This is a genomic window from Limnobacter sp. CACIAM 66H1 (assembly GCF_001601825.1).
Classification (GTDB): Bacteria; Pseudomonadota; Gammaproteobacteria; order Burkholderiales; family Burkholderiaceae_B; genus Limnobacter.
On the sequence record NZ_LUJK01000012.1, the window covers coordinates 34446 to 50248 of the forward strand.

The 15803-nt window shown below is 54.0% G+C and carries 17 protein-coding genes; 3 read left to right on the top strand and 14 right to left on the bottom strand.

Annotated elements, in window-relative coordinates; translation table 11 throughout:
- Window positions 1–10: 10 nt before the first annotated feature.
- From A0129_RS05455 to A0129_RS05500, 10 genes are all read right to left on the bottom strand, one after another.
- The gene (locus A0129_RS05455) at window positions 11–1207 is read right to left on the bottom strand and encodes a methyl-accepting chemotaxis protein (protein ID WP_291713108.1); all 1197 of its coding nucleotides are present in this window, start codon (window positions 1205–1207) and stop codon (window positions 11–13) included.
- Complete coding sequence (locus A0129_RS05460) at window positions 1191–1379, bottom strand: hypothetical protein (protein WP_291713110.1); 189 nt, start codon at window positions 1377–1379, stop codon at window positions 1191–1193. Before A0129_RS05460 ends, A0129_RS05455 begins: the two co-directional genes overlap by 17 nt.
- 224 nt (window positions 1380–1603) lie before the next feature.
- The gene (locus A0129_RS05465; protein WP_291713112.1) at window positions 1604–1897 is read right to left on the bottom strand and encodes a hypothetical protein; all 294 of its coding nucleotides are present in this window, start codon (window positions 1895–1897) and stop codon (window positions 1604–1606) included.
- A 21-nt stretch (window positions 1898–1918) separates the two neighbouring features.
- Complete coding sequence (locus tag A0129_RS05470; RefSeq protein ID WP_291713114.1) at window positions 1919–2905, bottom strand: alpha/beta fold hydrolase; 987 nt, start codon at window positions 2903–2905, stop codon at window positions 1919–1921.
- 147 nt (window positions 2906–3052) lie between these two features.
- The gene (locus tag A0129_RS05475) at window positions 3053–3748 is read right to left on the bottom strand and encodes a DUF3299 domain-containing protein (protein WP_291713117.1); all 696 of its coding nucleotides are present in this window, start codon (window positions 3746–3748) and stop codon (window positions 3053–3055) included.
- A 35-nt stretch (window positions 3749–3783) separates the two neighbouring features.
- Window positions 3784–5082, bottom strand: coding sequence for an ABC transporter permease (locus A0129_RS05480; protein ID WP_291713119.1), 1299 nt, complete (start codon window positions 5080–5082; stop codon window positions 3784–3786).
- Window positions 5079–5762, bottom strand: a complete 684-nt coding sequence (locus tag A0129_RS05485; protein ID WP_291713121.1) for an ABC transporter ATP-binding protein — start codon at window positions 5760–5762, stop codon at window positions 5079–5081. The genes A0129_RS05480 and A0129_RS05485 overlap by 4 nt, the downstream gene beginning before the upstream one ends.
- Complete coding sequence (locus A0129_RS05490; RefSeq protein ID WP_291713123.1) at window positions 5759–6376, bottom strand: DUF2796 domain-containing protein; 618 nt, start codon at window positions 6374–6376, stop codon at window positions 5759–5761. The genes A0129_RS05485 and A0129_RS05490 overlap by 4 nt, the downstream gene beginning before the upstream one ends.
- A gap of 80 nt (window positions 6377–6456) precedes the next feature.
- Entirely contained in the window at window positions 6457–7272 is an 816-nt protein-coding gene (locus A0129_RS05495; RefSeq protein WP_291713125.1) for a mechanosensitive ion channel domain-containing protein, read from the bottom strand.
- 4 nt (window positions 7273–7276) lie between these two features.
- Entirely contained in the window at window positions 7277–10327 is a 3051-nt protein-coding gene (locus tag A0129_RS05500) for a parallel beta-helix domain-containing protein (protein ID WP_291713127.1), read from the bottom strand.
- Window positions 10328–10509: 182 nt separating this feature from the next.
- On the opposite strand from A0129_RS05500, the gene A0129_RS05505 reads away from it, so the two are divergent.
- Window positions 10510–10857, top strand: a complete 348-nt coding sequence (locus A0129_RS05505) for a c-type cytochrome (protein ID WP_291713129.1) — start codon at window positions 10510–10512, stop codon at window positions 10855–10857.
- A gap of 10 nt (window positions 10858–10867) precedes the next feature.
- On the top strand, window positions 10868–12142 hold the full coding sequence (locus A0129_RS05510; protein WP_291713131.1) for an NAD(P)/FAD-dependent oxidoreductase: 1275 nt from the start codon (window positions 10868–10870) through the stop codon (window positions 12140–12142).
- Window positions 12143–12148: 6 nt separating this feature from the next.
- On the opposite strand, the gene A0129_RS05515 is transcribed toward A0129_RS05510, so the two are convergent.
- Window positions 12149–12769: a DUF2799 domain-containing protein gene (locus tag A0129_RS05515; protein ID WP_291713133.1), complete on the bottom strand. Its 621-nt coding sequence runs from the start codon at window positions 12767–12769 to the stop codon at window positions 12149–12151.
- Between the two features lie 248 nt (window positions 12770–13017).
- On the opposite strand from A0129_RS05515, the gene A0129_RS05520 reads away from it, so the two are divergent.
- A complete protein-coding gene (locus tag A0129_RS05520; RefSeq protein ID WP_291713135.1) occupies window positions 13018–13788 on the top strand; it encodes an alpha/beta hydrolase in 771 nt (256 codons plus the stop codon).
- Between the two features lie 13 nt (window positions 13789–13801).
- On the opposite strand, the gene A0129_RS05525 is transcribed toward A0129_RS05520, so the two are convergent.
- The 3 genes from A0129_RS05525 to A0129_RS05535 form a co-directional block, all read right to left on the bottom strand.
- Window positions 13802–14176: a hypothetical protein gene (locus tag A0129_RS05525; protein ID WP_291713137.1), complete on the bottom strand. Its 375-nt coding sequence runs from the start codon at window positions 14174–14176 to the stop codon at window positions 13802–13804.
- 199 nt (window positions 14177–14375) lie between these two features.
- Window positions 14376–15308: an alpha/beta fold hydrolase gene (locus A0129_RS05530; RefSeq protein WP_291713139.1), complete on the bottom strand. Its 933-nt coding sequence runs from the start codon at window positions 15306–15308 to the stop codon at window positions 14376–14378.
- Entirely contained in the window at window positions 15305–15781 is a 477-nt protein-coding gene (locus tag A0129_RS05535; RefSeq protein WP_291713140.1) for a thioesterase family protein, read from the bottom strand. The genes A0129_RS05530 and A0129_RS05535 overlap by 4 nt, the downstream gene beginning before the upstream one ends.
- Window positions 15782–15803: the final 22 nt, after the last annotated feature.

Sequence of the window (15803 nt, forward strand, 5' to 3'; positions counted from 1 at the left end):
TCTTGTGTGTTTAGAAAAAAGTCAGTTCATCGCTGCTGGCCGCTGGCTTGGCTGCACCGCTGTTGCTGGCCTTGCCACTGTGGTTTACACGTTCTTCGGCCATGGTGTATTTGCGCTCCAGTTCATGCATCAGCGCAGCCACGTTCAAGGATTCCAGGCCGGTGCTCAGCTGGCCTTTCATTTGGTTCAAGCTGTCTTGCACATGCCCCAGAATTTGAGACACACGATCCTGAAACTGAAAATGGACTACGGCGTTGTTCAAACTGGAGGACACCTGATTGGTATTGGCAATGATTTGTTCACTGGCCTGATGCAATGGCCCGGTGACCTGCTCAAATTGTTCAACGACACCGCTTAGGGTTTCACTGGCCTGGCTGAGCACCTTTTCATCGCTGCTTTCCATCCGTGCAGCACCGTCGCCCGCTTTCTTGGCAGCCGATGCAATCAGTTGCACGCGCTCACGAATCTTCACGCCAGTTTCTGCAGACAACATGGAAAGCTTGCGCACTTCATCGGCCACAATCGAGAAGCCCCGACCGTCCTCGCCGGCACGGGCGGCTTCAATGGCTGCATTCAAGGCCAGCAGATTGGTACGGGCTGCAAGGTTCTCTACGGACGCGGCCATCTTGGCCAACTCTTCGGTCGAGGAAATAAAGCCTTTCACCTCGTGCATGATGGTGGCCTTCTCTTCGAATGAATTCCGAATGCTGCTCAGCATGCCATTGAGGCTTTGCGCCACATGATCAGCCAAGCCGTTTCCGCCACCGGAGGTATTGCCCAACACGTGTGCGGCACCAGCGGCAACACTGACAGTGTCGTTGAGCTTGCTGTGAATTTCAGAGAAGGCTTCCGCCAGGTTGACAATGCCCATTTCCATCTGTGAATTGGCCGTGCTCAACTGACTGTTCAAGGTGGGGGCCCAGGTATCAGCCAGTTGGATGAGTTCTGCTTTTTTGTCATCAGTCTTGCCCAACTCACCTACAGTCGAGGACAAGGAATCAATCTCGGCCTGCAAGGCAAGCTGTCGCTTTTTACCCAGTTCATGAACGGCCTGTGCGCACAGCAGCAAGGCGACGCCACCAAACGCCAAAGGCCACACACTGCCCTGAACGATTGCACCCAAGGCCAGGATCCCGACCGATGCGGCAATCAAAACCGTGGGCACAGAGACCCACGCTTGCAATGTGTTCTTATTGTGTTTTTTCATGAACAGAAATTCCTATCAGTTGTTTGACTGGGCACACTGCGGGTTCAATGGGGGCTGGTGAATGCTCGAACGCCTCATACCATCCATTGCCAAAGGCGCCATGCACGGTAAGGTAAGCAGTGGCTACCCGCTGATGGAGAACTTGCAGGAATTCGATGAGGGTGCTGCGCATAAAGTCCTCCGGTGGACCACTTTGTTAAACGCAGTGAACTTGAATATTTCACGCTTGGAGAAAGTTTGCGCCGATACCCATGTGAGTAATAGGGAGAAAAGAAATGGAAAAGGGGGCCAATATTGGGTTAATGCACTTGGGGGAATGCAACAAAAGGTTAACTGTGTGAACAAATGTAAAAAACCCGCTACAGGAGCGGGTTTCAGTTCAATTCGATGACAATTTTATTGAGCGTCGCTGGGTCTTAAAGTCATTCCAAGTGGCCCCTTGATGGTGCCGTCTTCATTGAGGTCATAAATGGTGGTTTCGCCGTCGCTGGTGATTTTTACCTTTTTGTCTTCAACCTCATAGGTAGCCTCGCGGGTTACACCCATGGTGGACACATACACAGTGCCATTGCCTTGGAACTCATACTTTTGCAAACCCAGGTCGTCTTTGTACACACCATCCAGGTTGTTACCACATGCTGTCAACAAGCCGAGCAAACCCAGCATGATGCATGCCTTACGAATGTTCATGCTTTCAATCCCCTCTCAAGATCAGGCCGTCCAAAACTCCTGCAGGGCCTTGGCCGTGCGGATCGGAATTTCAACCATGGGCAAGTGGCCCACGCCGTCAAAAAGTAACACATCCGCATGAGGAATAATGGCCTGGTACGTGTAAGCACCGGTGTAATGTACAAGTCGGTCTTCTTTGCCCCACATGATCAGGGTAGGTGCCTGGGTGGCTGACATGCCTGGGCCATTGGGGTTGGGGGCATTGACAAACATTTGATGAAACAAATGCCGGTTGACGTGGCGACGATTGATCAGATCCTGAGCCATGACAGGCGCCAACGCCAAAGCGATGGCCCGGTTGTGTATGGCCAGACTCATCAAGGTGTGGGCTCCGGCAAGACTTTCGACAATCATCGGGTTGCGACCCTCTTTCAAACCCGCTTCAAAGTGGGTGTGATCAGTGCCTTTGCCACCCGCCGGGTTCATCAAACACAGGGTTTGAACCAGATGAGGATGCCGCCCGGCCAGCAAAGCCGACACCAAACCACCCACTGAGTTGCCTACCACATGGGCTTTGCCCGGCACATGGTTTTCAATCCAGGCCGCCACACGGGTAACCTGATCATCCAGGCCATAAGGCACATTGGCATTGAACTGGCTTTCCCCCCAACCCGGCAAATCCAGCACAAACAAACGGTGCTGTTTCAACAGGAAAGGCACCAGTGACAGCCAGTTTTCCTTGTTGGAAGCAAAGCCGTGCAATAACACCACAGGGGTGCCCTCGGAGTTACCGCCTTCCAGCCACACGAGTTTGTGATCGAGCACCGTGGCCTGATGACGCTTAAGGCCGGAAAGCCCTGCATGCAATTTGTTGATCAGAGGTACCGCGCTGCGGTTTTTCCATTGGCGAATTTTCAGGCCGTGCGGCGGACGAGCAAGACTCAGGTACTTGGGCGCCACATCATCCAGAAATGCAAGCTCAAGATGATGCATTCCGGCGAACTCTCTGCCAGTGCTTACATTGCCCATGAATCAAAACCTCCGGTGTAAATCAAACGTTTGTTTGTTTTATTGACTGTATCATCGAGTGATGTAAAGGTATGGGCATGATGCCGCGCTGTCAACGATAAAAATAGAGGGGTTTTTACTAATTCAGCAGCTCGGTGAGTCGCTGACTCATTCGTCGTAAGGCTGTATGCCCGTGGCGCTGAGCAAATACGCTGCGTCACCCAATTCACTGCTGAATTTGCTCGCAGTCAATTCTCCCCACACCCAGTAGGCCTGCATGGCACCCACCGCTGGCTGGGGCTCGCTCAATTTGACATGGATGATCTGGTTCGCAGGTGGTGGCGGCGTGTGAATGCAGGCACCGAAATACGGCACCAGCAAAAGCTCATCCACCCCCTTCTCGCTTTGCTCAATCGGAATGGCGAACCCGGGAATACGTACTTTTTTACCCGTGTAAGCCGGGTTCACAGGCGCGTCGTTCCAAGCCTTTCGCATTTTCTCGAGGGCCTCTTGGGCTTTCGGGTCATTGTCCTGCAGTTCGGCGATGTTCAAACCCCGGAATGCCGCCATTGGGTCCCAATCGGCGGGCATGAGGTTGTCCCATTGCAGCTCGGGAAACGCGGGGTCGAACACCGTGGCAGCCTTGCCCGCTTTTCCGGCATTGCCGGTGAGCCGGTCGCCTACGGCATATTCACCATCGGTCGCCCCGGAGTCACTGGCAAGTTGGGCCAGTGTCTGCTCCAATTGGGTTGCACCTTCTGAATTTTTGGCAGGCTTGCCAATAAACCACGAGGCAAGGCCATAGCCCAGTGCGGTCAGCACCACCACTGCCACAACCATCACGATCAGTTTGCCAATTTTCATGAAAGACGCACCTGCAAATAACTTTTTATGTTGAATCAATTTGTTCTGGGGCTTAAACCGTCCTGAAGCTGGTTTCGATAGGCCTGAAATGCGGGCAACAGCCCCAACAAACTTCCAAATGACGCAAAAGCCACCACGGCCAATAATCCCGTTCCAAGTTCGTGAAGCCCCACCCATTGCAAACCGAATTGTGCCTGAACCCAGGGTGCAAGTGCGGCACCAGCCAGTGCAAGCACCAACACGCCCAGAGCAACACCCACCCACATCACCAAAGCGCTTTCAAGGAACAACAATCCAAACACGGTGCGCGGGCCTGCGCCGGTGGAACGCAAGACTGCAAGCTCTCGCCTGCGCTGGCCCAGTGTTACCAGCATCACACTGGTCAGCCCCAAGGCGCTCACCACAGCGACCAATGCCGCCACAAACAACAATACCCGCTCCACCAAACCTACGGTTTGCCACAAGCTGCTTAAAGCCACGCCCGGCAAAATTGCACTCAGTGCGGCATCAGGCCTGTTTTCCAGTTCACGCTGCATGCGAAACACGCTCGCCCGGTTGTTCAAACCCACCAACACCGCAGTGACCGACTTGGGTTGCAAGTTGAACTTGGTCACGTACTCAGCCGGAATTTCGGCCCCAGGCACTGGTACACCCGCGGCCCAATCCACATGAATGGCCTCCATACCTGCCAGGCTAATGTGCACGCTCTGATCGACCGGAGTGCCGGTGGGCTGCAAAATGCCGACTACAGCAAAGGGTTTGTCAGCGTGGCTGGGTTCCGTCTGCTGAATTTGCATGCCATGGCTTAGTGCAATTTTGTCGCCCACCCGATGCTTCAAACGTTTGGCCACTTCAGAGCCCAACACGGCTTCGAACAATACCGTGGCTGGCTTGCCCACGCTGTAATCCTCAAAGGCCCTTCCCTGAGCAAACTGCAGGTTTTGTCGCGCACCGTACAAAAACTGCTTGAAATAGACCTCCTTGGTACCCACCACGGCAAAGCCTTGATAGGAATCGCCAAGCGCAATCGGTAGCGCCGACTTCACGCGAGGGTCCTGTTCCAGACGCTCGAACTCGGCATAAGGCACATTCCGCGTCGCCTGGCCAATTCGGAATACGCTGTACAGCAAAAGCGAAACCGGGCTGGTTTGCGCACCGACGATCAAATCCGTACCCGCCACTGCATTTGAAAAACTGGCCTTGGCGCTTTGACGGGCCAAATCGATGCCCAATAACAGGCAGGTAGACGTAATCACACTGAGCAACAGCAGCAAAAGACTGCCTTTGCGGCTCCATGCACTTCGGCTGGCCAACAGCAGCAGTGTTTGAATCATGCCTGCCACTGCCCCATGTGCTGACGTCTGGCACAATGCTGTGCAAGGCTCGGATCGTGACTCACCAACAACACAGCCGTATTTTGTTGCGCCGCCTGGGCAAGCAACAATTCAATGAACTGGGCCTGGTGACCTGCATCCAGCGCAGAAGTGGGTTCATCGGCAATAATCAGATCGGGCTGACCGATCAAGGCGCGGGCAGCGGCCACCCGCTGCTGCTGACCAACCGACAGAGTGGACACCGCCTGATTCAGATACTTGCCCATGCCGAGCGAATTCAACAACTGTTCGGCCGCCTGCCTCACCGAACCAGCTTGCCCAACAGCGTTGTGTTTGCGGCGCTTTGAAAATTTACAGGGCAAGGTGACGTTCTCCAGTACATTCAAATAAGTCAACAAATTGAATTGCTGGAACAGAAAACCGATGTGATCCACCCGAAGCGAGTCGCATCGACTGGCTGACAAAGCACTCAAACTTTGCCCCATCAGACGAACCTGGCCGCTTTGAGGCAACAACACGCCAGCCATCAAATTCAGCAGGGTGCTTTTGCCACTGCCACTGTCTCCTTCCAGAAACACAGTGTCACCAGCTTGCATGGAAAACTCGGGGATATTTAATTCAAACCCGCTGCTGGCGTATTTGAATGACAGGTTTTCGCAGTGAAGTACTGCTGACGTCATTGCACCACCAATGTGCTCTGCTTGGGAGTGAGCGTTGCGCCAACCTGTCCCTTGGGGAACAGGGCCTGCACCTCGATTTTTTCGAAACCGGGAAACTGGCGAAACACGCGTACATCAATTGCCTTCAATTTGCCAGGTTGCTCGCACTCGAATTCATAGGCCGCCCTAAAGTCCGAATGCCCGTCGGCGCTGTCGTGATGCTGGTGATCATCGCCCTGACCATGGGAGTGGGGATTCAGGATTTCAGAATACAACTTGTGGCTAGTTCGCTTGCACTGTGCCTCGGGCGAGAAGGCGAACAAACCATTGGCCCTCAGCAGGGAAACCACGCGACGTGCCTTGACGCGTTCCGCATCGGTTTTGGGTGCACGCTCAAAGCCCAGGACATTCTCAAGCGGGGAATACAGACTGATGAACAAGCCATTGCCGTCCTGAACAATCTCCAACTCCCCTTGACCATGCACATGTGCTGCGTCATTGTGCCTGCTGTTCGCCTTGGCATGGTCGTGCGAATGCCCGTCATTGCCATGGGCCATGGCCGAGGTAGAGAGCAGTGCCGCCATGGCGAGCGTACCAAACCGGGTGAATAGGGATTGAGCTGCGAACTTTGTCATGAATGTCCTTTCGTTGTATTTCATTGTCTCGCCCGATAGACCAGCCACCACCGCAAGAGGTTCCCGGGTCAGTCCAGCCCCTAGACGGGACCAAACTCCCGCCAAAAACCCTTGTAAATAGCCTGCTCTGCATCACCCCGCTTTTCAAGCGGACAAGCCAGGCGAACAATCATTTTGTGCGCCAGCTCATTGTAGGCTTGCCAGAACACCTCCGGTTTGGCCCCAGGCAAATCCACAAATTCCGACACCTCAATTCGGTCGAAATACTGATCAGCCTCTTCCACCCAACTGGCGGACACAGTGTTGGCCACCTGCAAGGCCACTTGCTCCGCTCTGGCTGTGTCGGCCTTGAACGGCAAAATAATTTCAATGGTGTACAGGCTGAACTTGCCCAACATCGACAAATGCTTGATGGTTTGCGTCAATACCAAGGCATTGGGTACAGCAAGCCTGCGCCCGGTGTACTTGCCCGACATGCCGATTTCAAACAATTTGGTGCTGAGCAGATCAATGTCAATCACTCGTCCGTTCTGGGTTCCAATCTCGATGTAATCACCAATCCGGAATGGCTTGGACAGCGAAATGTTCACATAGCCCAGCAAACTGAGGACCACCTCCTTGCCGGTGATGATCAAGGCACCTGCAATGGCCACCACACTGAGAAAAGCACCGGTGATTTGCGAGGCCCACACCGAAATGAGCAGAAAAAATACGGCCATGCGCACCAGGTTCTTCAAGAACACCAGTTGGGAGCGGGCTTTTTCGGGGTGGTAAGGATGAAGCTTGCGAAGCGACCAGGACAAGGCCCTGTTCACGAAGAAGCCACTGGCCATCAACCCGAAAGTGATGGCCAGCTTGAACAAGAACAATGCAGTGGGGTTTTTGAGAAATTCCATCCCCTTATGGTAACAGGGGCAGACCTCCAATCAAGGGCAAACCACCGCCGGACGTGTTGCCCTCTTGGCAGGCATCGGCGTTTTCATAACTTGAATCGATGACTTGATCGATCCACTGATTGATCAAAGCCACTGCCTCATCATGCACCACACTGCGTGCCAAGGGCGGCATCTTGGCAGCCAGCTCCACCGCCTCGGGGCCCATGCGATAGGGCACAATCGAGTCACTGGACATGGCCGGGTGAATATCGTAAGTGCGGGTTCCCCGCCCTTCCGATCCACTGGCAGTGGGCTTTTTACAAATGCCATAGGTACTGTCCACGGCGCGGAACACATCCACATAGAAGCCGGTGTTGGAGGCCTGCCCGTTGACGTTGTGGCAGTGCGCACAGTTCACTTCCAGGTAGGCCCTTGCCCGCGCCTCGATGTCCCCTTTGGAATTGGCAGGCAAGCCAGAGTCGCCAGGCTTGTTGAATTTTGGAATGTGGTTCACGTTGGTGGCCACTTGACGCTGGTCCAGCTCAAAGCTGCTTGGGCAACCATTCATCAATCCCGTGTCACACATGAACTTCAACTGGTTTTTGCCATTGACCGGATGCTGCGCCTGCCCGGTGAACAAGGGCGACTCGTTCACATAGGCGCGGTTCAAATTGCGCGGCTTGGGACCGATGGGTGCGGAACCGGGATCAACATCGTTGTTGCTGTGGCAAATGGCACACTGACTGGCGTTGGGGAACAAGTACGCGTTGGTGCTGCCCACCTGGCGCTTGCCCGAGTCCACATCCACATAATCCCAATTGGCCGAGGCAGTGCCGCCAAACTGCGTCAATACGGCTTTGCGCTTGCCGTTGCCCGCATCTTGCCAAATGTACTCCAGCGCTTCCCAGTAGTTCTGCCCATCGGTGCGTTGGCGCTTGATCAGCAAACGCGTTTCATAAGGCGTCTCTTTGGCACGCGGCTGATCTACAAATGAGAAAGTTTTGGCAATGATGGTCCCCACCGGGAACTCAATGGTGGAATTCACGCGACTGGCCTCGTCCTCCAGGAAGCGGGCCTGCTTGCCTTCCGGAATGAATATCACCCGATGCTTGATGGAGTAATCGCTGAACAGCTTGCTGTTCAACACATACGGCATGCCCTGCCCGTTCGGTTTGCTGGCCGGGTTCTGGTCATCGGCAAACAGGTTGTACTGAGCCAAATCAGGACAGTTGACTTGTGCAGCCGCCTGGTTCACCACACCTGCTTTCAGGGGCACTTCACAAAGCGCTTTCACAGCCTCGGCAGCGGGCTCCGGTGCAAACTGCCCACTAGGCTCGAACGGTTCAAACTCGAAGTCGGGCAAACGCGGCAGGTCAGCGCCAAAGCGCGCCATGCAATCGTGTTTGCTGATGTCGAACTCACTGGGTAACAAGGGAATGCCTGTGGCAATGGATTGAATGTATTCCAGCGACAAGTTGGCCGTGGGGTCATTGGTATTCAGGTTAATGACTGCATCCAGACCACGGGTGCCGTGAAAGTTTGCAAAGGCCAGGCTGTCTGATCCAAAATTGTTGTTGGGGTTGATACAGCTGAACCACCAAGCGGGTACCTTGCGCTGCCCATTCGATTCAAACTTGTATTTGTTGTAACGGCAGCTTGGATTGGGGTTTTGGTTGCCCTGTATCGGTTTGCCATCGGCGTCCACAGCCACAGGGTTGCCGTTGCGGTCTTTGGGTAGGTCACAGCTGCTGTTCAAGGTGTCGGTGTAGCCATCCCACACAATGTGTGCGCCACGATAACCACCACCGCCCAGGGCGTTTTTCAAGCCCACCACTGCAGGAAATGCACTGGTGACCTGTCCACCTTGCGTTGCCAAAATGGTCGCAAAATCGGGTTGAGGCAAATCATTGCCATTGTTGATGAAGGTGTTGTCGAAAATGTTCACAGCTTCCGAATACACGTCCATGCGACGGTCACCGTTCTCACCCAGCAAATCGTAGCTGGTCAAAATAATGCCCGCAGTGCCGTTGTTCTCAAACACGTTGTCGTAAATATCGATTTTGTCGTAGGCCAAAGTAATCAGGCCTGAACCGCGCGGCACGTTGGCCACAATCGAGCCGGGCACCGCAAAGTTGTACGTGTTGTTGTTGCGGGCAATGTTCTTGAATACCCGTGAGCGCGATCCGTACTGGGTCAGGTTGTCCAGGTCGTACACCAGAAAGCCGCCCGAGTTGCATTCGGCCAGATTCTCTGAATACTCGCCGTCCACCACGTTCTCAATCTCAAAGCCGAACACGTTGAAGGCTGCACGGCTCTTGCGGATTTTCGCAATATTGGTTTGCCCTACGTAAATGCCGGCATCCGAGGCGCCAATGCTCTCAGTTTCCTCGACCAGAATATTGCGGCTTTCAACCGGGTAAATGCCGTAGCGCCCGGAGGCCGTGCTCACAGTGTAATCAGGCGAGGTGTTGTCGGTTTCCAAAGGGTTGGGGTTGGCTGGGTTGTGGCGTGCGGGGTCAGTACATTGCACCTTCACTTCATCGCGGAAGTTGGCTGCCGTAATCGGACGTTCCTCGGGCAACTTTCGACCGCTGCTCCAGATCGCACGCACTTTTCTTAATGTGCCGTGGTTCACGCCCTTGAGCTTGAACGCGTCGCCAGGAGAGTCTCCAATCGTGAGGTTGCGCACGGTCACACCGCGCACGTTCGACGCCAAAAAACCTTCCTGCGAATTGCTGTCCCGAAACGACAGGAATGTTTCATCCATGCCGCAACCCTCAATGATCACATCCTCTGTGGTCGTGATCTGAATGCCGGTTTTCAAGTCGAAAAAGCCGCAGTCAAACCGAAGAATATCCTTGGGCTTGAGCTGCACCATGGCCTTCACCATTTCCTCGGTGGCATTGGGCCCGGGCTGAATCAGGAACACTCGTCCGTTGGATTCGGCTGGGTTGATCACCGAGCCACCGCCAGCGGTGTTGGTGGGGTCATCCCCGCCTGACGACAAGCAGGCGCCAAGCACCAAAGTAGACAATGAAAGGAGTACTGCTTGCAGTGCACGTTTGGAGTGAGTCACGTCCAACCTCGATCTTGTTATATGCATATGAGAAAAAACTGCTTGCCTGTACCTGTTACCACGCTAGAATCAAAGTGGATTGCGCTTTGTGTCGGCTAATTGACACTGCATGCGTGATGATTCATATTCGACCCGTAATGTTGAACCAAGCATTTACTCAAATAAGAACCGGAGGGACAGCAATGACTGACTTACAACAACGCGCCACACGGCTGCTGATGGCAGCCACGCTGGCTGGCAGCGGCCTGCTATTGGGCACTGGTGCCATCGCCAGCGAACTGACGCCCGAAAAGAAACTGCAAGCCGCCAGCCTGGCTGCTACCTGCGCCAACTGCCATGGCACGAATGGTCAGGGTGTGGAAGGCAGCGCCGTCACTGGGCTGGCCAACCTGAGCGTGGAATACATCAAAACCAATATGATCTGGTTTAAAACCGGGCAGCGCCCCGCCACTGTGATGCACCAACTTGCCAAGGGTTACACCGACGAGCAAATCGACATCATCGCCAACTACCTCGGCAAGAAAGACTAAGGAGCGCACCATGCAAAGACGACAATTTTTACAAACCAGCGCATTGGCCACCGCATTGTTGGGCGGCATGCCTTTGTCAGCCACAGCAAAAAGTGCCAAAGGCAAAGTGGTGGTGATCGGCGGCGGCTATGGGGGCGCGACTGCGGCCAAGTACCTGCGCATGCTGTCGGGCAACCAGCTCGACGTGACCTTGGTTGAACCCAATTCCACATTCGTGTCTTGCCCCATGTCCAACCTGGTGGTGGGCGGAATCCGCAAAATCAACGAAATCAGCGTCCCCTACACTGGCCTTGCCCGCAACCATGGCGTGAAGATGGTGAAAGATTACGTGACAGCCATCGACGTGGACAAACGCACCGTCAAACTGAAAAACGGCAAGACCTTGCCTTACGACAAACTGGTGTTGTCGCCAGGCATTGACTTGCAACTGGACACAATTGAGGGTTTGGCAGCAGCCAACGCCAGCGGCCAAATTTTGCAGGCCTGGGAAGCTGGAGCCGAGACAGTGGCTCTTTACAAGCAACTGGAAGCAATGCCCAATGGCGGCACTTACATTCTGAATGTGCCGCTCGTCCCCTACCGCTGCCCACCCGGACCCTACGAGCGCGCCAGCATGGTGGCCAACTACTTCAAACAGTACAAGCCGAAATCCAAAGTACTGCTGCTGGATGCGAATGCAGACGTAACCTCGAAAGGCAAGTTGTTCAAGGGCGTGTGGGAAAGCGAGTACAAAGGCATTCTGGAATATCGCCCCAACATGAAAGTCACCGGCGTGGATGGCGCCACAAAAACAGTGCGTTTTGAATTCGAGGAGCCCATCAAAGGCGACGTACTGAACATTCTGCCTGACCAGCGCGCAGGCAAACTGGCCGTCGATTCCGGCATCGCCAACCTGAACAACCGTTGGGCCGAGGTCAACTACATGACATTCGAATCCACCGTTGCACCCAATGTGCATGTGATCGGCGACTCGGTGCAAGGCGCGCCCCTGATGCCAAAGAGCGGCCACATGGCCAACAGTCAGGCCAAAGTGGTCGCCGCCGCCATCGTGGCTCAGCTCAGCGGTTGGGAACCCAATGCCACACCGTTGACCAACAACACCTGCTACAGCTATGTGACCACCAAAAACGTGATTCACGTGGCCAGCGTGCATGTGTACAACGCCGAGAAGAAAACCTTCCTGACCGTCGAGGGATCCGGCGGCGTATCAGCCGAACCCAGTGAACTGGAAGGCACCTACGCCTGGAGCTGGGCCCAGAATATTTGGGCAGACACGCTGGCGTAAAATCCCTCAGCGCTGCTGAAAACTGGCCCGCATCTGGTTGATTTTGGAATCCAGACCGCGGGCTTTTTGTTCCAACTCCCCGGTTTCGCGAAACAGATCAGCTGCGGTGCGCTGAAGCGCCGAAACTGTTTTTTCTGCCTTGCTTCGCTCACTGGACGACAAAGCCTTGTTGTCCGCCCTGCTCCGGTTTTGTGCAATTTGCTCGGTCAGTGCTTTGGACTGCTCCCGCTTGTCCTGTAACTGACGCTCCACTTCGTTGCGTTCCCGCTGCACGTTGTAAACGAGCTGCCCTTCTTTGTAACCCGCACGTACCTTTGGATAGGTTTTTTCATTGCATTGATCCGGGTAAGCTGCACCCTTGGAACCCAGATCAAAACCCGTATTCACCGTGCAATAGTTCTTCAGGCCCTGCTCGAAACCCTTGTTGTACTCCTCAAGATTCACCGTCACTTTGGCCTCGGCACAGGCTGAGCGGTGCTCGGCAACGCGGGCCTGGGTATAACCTTGTGATGCATCGGTAAAACCAACCTCTCGCCAATTCGCCACCAGGCATTCCTCCCTGCTCATGGTGGCACACCCGCTGGCGCCAAGAAGTATCAGCACCGCCGACAACAATCTCCCACTCATTACTCACCTCATCTTGTTTTTTATTCATGACAAATCTATACCACGGGCACCAAACAGCCGTCTGTAGTCTGAGTGGACTAAGCCAACGCAGAGGGCTGGCGGCATGTTTATTGCATTCAACATTTCTGCAACAAGTGCTCAATTGCGATGCTTTTCTGCCGTTAATTCAATTGTAGTGAATGCGCATACAAGCGTAATTTAAATAAAACGAGCCAGCACACCTTAAGCATTTCAAAAGGGGACAACCAATGGCCGCTCAAACACCTGTATCCAGCCACTCCAAATTGGGCGTGGCCGAAGTCGCCAAACTCGCCGCCCGCGAAGGTTACCTGTTTGGCCTCAGTTTTCTGTTTCGCCAACGCGTAGCGCAATTCGTACCCGAATTCAGCCCAAACTTTCACAACCGCCAGTTGCCCATTGTGTTCATGGTACCGGGGTATATGGAAAAACCCGGGTGTTTTGCCACCCTGTATGAAGAACTGCTGTGGAGTGGCGTGCGAGTGGCTTTGTATCAGCCACGTTACCTGCTGGCTTCGGTGCACGACATGGCCCAAGATTTTGGACATTACATGGACACGGTTTTGGAACAGGCCGAATGTGATGGGGCCAACACTTATCTTGTAGGGCATTCCATGGGGGGGCTGATTGTTCGCAAGGCCATGAGCTCCCGCTGGCACAGCCACACCCAGGTGCAACACCTGTTCACACTGGCCTCGCCCAACAATGGCACCCGTATGGCTCATCTGGGTGTGGGCGACTGTGCGGTGGACATGCTACCCAACAGCGACTTTCTGAACCAGTTGAACGTGGAAGACGACGCACACCGGCAAAAAATGAGTAGCGTGATTGCCATTCCTGATGCATTGATACTGCACCACCGTTTTGCCCACCTTGAAGGTGCGGCCAATCATGTAATTGACCGCACAGGGCACATGGCTTTGCTGGATGAACCAAGACTGATTGAACTGTTGAAACGAAAAATGCAGGGACAAAACCCGCATCAATTGTTGGGAGCCTGATTGGTCAAGGCGATCAGCTGCGCTTGCTGACCGATTTAAAATACAGCTCTGACTGCATTTCCCGCACATGCACGCTGATTTGGGTTTGCAGGCCGTCTGTCTGCAGACAGGTTCTTTCGAGCACCTTAAGCAACACTTGCCCCAAGTGCTCTTGAACAGAGAACTCGCGACCACTGAGCAACTCGACTGTGGCCGCCACAAAGGCGTGGTCCCCACTTTCAGCCGCGGCCACACCCATGCGGTAAGAACGCAGACCGTGAATACGGGTCTTGATGTCCGCATCCATGAAAATACCGAGTCCCATCAAGGCTTTATTTACCTGGAGCAACACCCAGGACTCGTCCAGGTTGTGAAGATTGTCGCTGTATTCAATCGTAATGTGGGGCATCGGGAAAGCCTGTGTATGTGACAAAACCGTGAAAGTTCATGGTTTTGTCTAGTATAAATTACCTACAAAACTGCTTGTCGTTCCTAAACCTAAGCGCGAGAATGTTCACATTGAGCGCTGTAACAGTGTTCAACCTCATGTCTCCTCTTCTCCGCAAGCGAGAAAGGTTAAGCCGGCTTCTCACGAAGTCGGCTTTTTTTTATCCTGCGTTCGTACTTTGGGCAATGTGTGACTCGATCAAGCCGGCGAGCACCTCAGGCTGATCGTGATGAACCATGTGTCCAGCATGGTCAACGACCACATGCCTCCAGTTGGGCACGCAGTTGAACCGGGTACGGAACGCATCAAAATCAACAGGCTCACCGGCGCGGCTCAACCACATGCCTGCCTCGGTCTGTTTGGCTTCGACATGCAACACCGGCGCTGCAATATTGCTCCAACAGGCTTGCGCCTCTGCCAACCTGTAACCAATTGGATTCATGATTTTGTGCGCAGCATCGCCCAGCAAGCTGTAACCGTCATTCCCCACCCGGCTCCAGAACTGCGCCAAATACATGGCCTTCTCGTCGCTCAGCCGGTGGTTGGTTTTCTGCAAACGCCTGGCCACTGCCTCCAGGCTGCTGTAAGTGCGCAGTTCTTTGGGTGTTTTAATTTCATCGAGCCAATTGGAATAGCGCTTGGGTGCTTTTTCAGGCGGTGAATCGAGCATGCCAAAACCTTCCAGATTCACCACACTGCGAATGCGCTGTGGTCGAACACCTGCATACATCATGGCAATGTTTCCACCCATGCTATGCCCGACAAGGTTCACTGGCTGTGTGGGCGAGAGGTGATCCAGCAAAGCGTCCAGATCGGCCAGATAATCCGGAAACCAGTAAGAGCGAATGCCGGGCGAGCCGTCGGCTACCGGCCAATCACTCAAACCAAACCCCCGCCAGTCCGGAGCGACAACACGGTATTCCTGTTTCAATGCATCCACAACAAACTGGTAGCTTGCTCCCACATCCATCCAGCCGTGAACCATCACCAGCAAAGGCGCATCTTCCGGGCCCCAGCAATGTAGGTGGGTGCGCAGACCGCGCAAGTCCAGGTAGTGCGATTCGTGGGTTTTCAAGGGTATGTAGCTGTTCACTGATTATTCTCTTTTTGGTTTTTTCGATTCTGTTGATTTGCCAAGGCTTGCTCAAAAGTAGTCAACACCTGGTTTGGCATTGGCACGACTTTGCTCAGGTTGTAATTAAAAAATACAAAACCCGACTTGGCCAATGAAATTAATCGACCATCCGCAGGGCGTGTGATTCTAAAAACAATATCGCAACCGTATTTGTTGAAATCCATCAACCCCACCTCAAACAAAAGCTGATCCCTTGCATGCGCTTCGCTTCTGTACATGGTGGCCAGGTCGGTCACAATGATGCCGGTTTTGTCCTCGGACAGTTCAGGCACCCCCATCTGAAACAAGAAGCGCGCACGTGCCTCCGAGATCATGGAAATCATGGAATCGTTGGCAAGGTGGTTGCCCGCATTGATGTCCGTGATGCGAACCGTCAAGGTTGTGCTGAAAACAAAGTTCTCGTCCGGGAAGTCCAGTTGAAGGCGCGCCATGAATCAACAATCAGTGTGAGGT

Coding starts and splice junctions, on each gene's coding strand:
- A0129_RS05495 (WP_291713125.1), bottom strand. CDS start 7,272: ATGGAATTTCTCAAAAACCCCACTGCATTGTTCTTGTTCAAGCTGGCC.
- A0129_RS05460 (WP_291713110.1), bottom strand. CDS start 1,379: ATGCGCAGCACCCTCATCGAATTCCTGCAAGTTCTCCATCAGCGGGTA.
- A0129_RS05465 (WP_291713112.1), bottom strand. CDS start 1,897: ATGAACATTCGTAAGGCATGCATCATGCTGGGTTTGCTCGGCTTGTTG.
- A0129_RS05510 (WP_291713131.1), top strand. CDS start 10,868: ATGCAAAGACGACAATTTTTACAAACCAGCGCATTGGCCACCGCATTG.
- A0129_RS05505 (WP_291713129.1), top strand. CDS start 10,510: ATGACTGACTTACAACAACGCGCCACACGGCTGCTGATGGCAGCCACG.
- A0129_RS05490 (WP_291713123.1), bottom strand. CDS start 6,376: ATGACAAAGTTCGCAGCTCAATCCCTATTCACCCGGTTTGGTACGCTC.
- A0129_RS05470 (WP_291713114.1), bottom strand. CDS start 2,905: ATGGGCAATGTAAGCACTGGCAGAGAGTTCGCCGGAATGCATCATCTT.
- A0129_RS05520 (WP_291713135.1), top strand. CDS start 13,018: ATGGCCGCTCAAACACCTGTATCCAGCCACTCCAAATTGGGCGTGGCC.
- A0129_RS05475 (WP_291713117.1), bottom strand. CDS start 3,748: ATGAAAATTGGCAAACTGATCGTGATGGTTGTGGCAGTGGTGGTGCTG.
- A0129_RS05485 (WP_291713121.1), bottom strand. CDS start 5,762: ATGACGTCAGCAGTACTTCACTGCGAAAACCTGTCATTCAAATACGCC.
- A0129_RS05515 (WP_291713133.1), bottom strand. CDS start 12,769: ATGAGTGGGAGATTGTTGTCGGCGGTGCTGATACTTCTTGGCGCCAGC.
- A0129_RS05480 (WP_291713119.1), bottom strand. CDS start 5,082: ATGATTCAAACACTGCTGCTGTTGGCCAGCCGAAGTGCATGGAGCCGC.
- A0129_RS05455 (WP_291713108.1), bottom strand. CDS start 1,207: ATGAAAAAACACAATAAGAACACATTGCAAGCGTGGGTCTCTGTGCCC.
- A0129_RS05525 (WP_291713137.1), bottom strand. CDS start 14,176: ATGCCCCACATTACGATTGAATACAGCGACAATCTTCACAACCTGGAC.
- A0129_RS05535 (WP_291713140.1), bottom strand. CDS start 15,781: ATGGCGCGCCTTCAACTGGACTTCCCGGACGAGAACTTTGTTTTCAGC.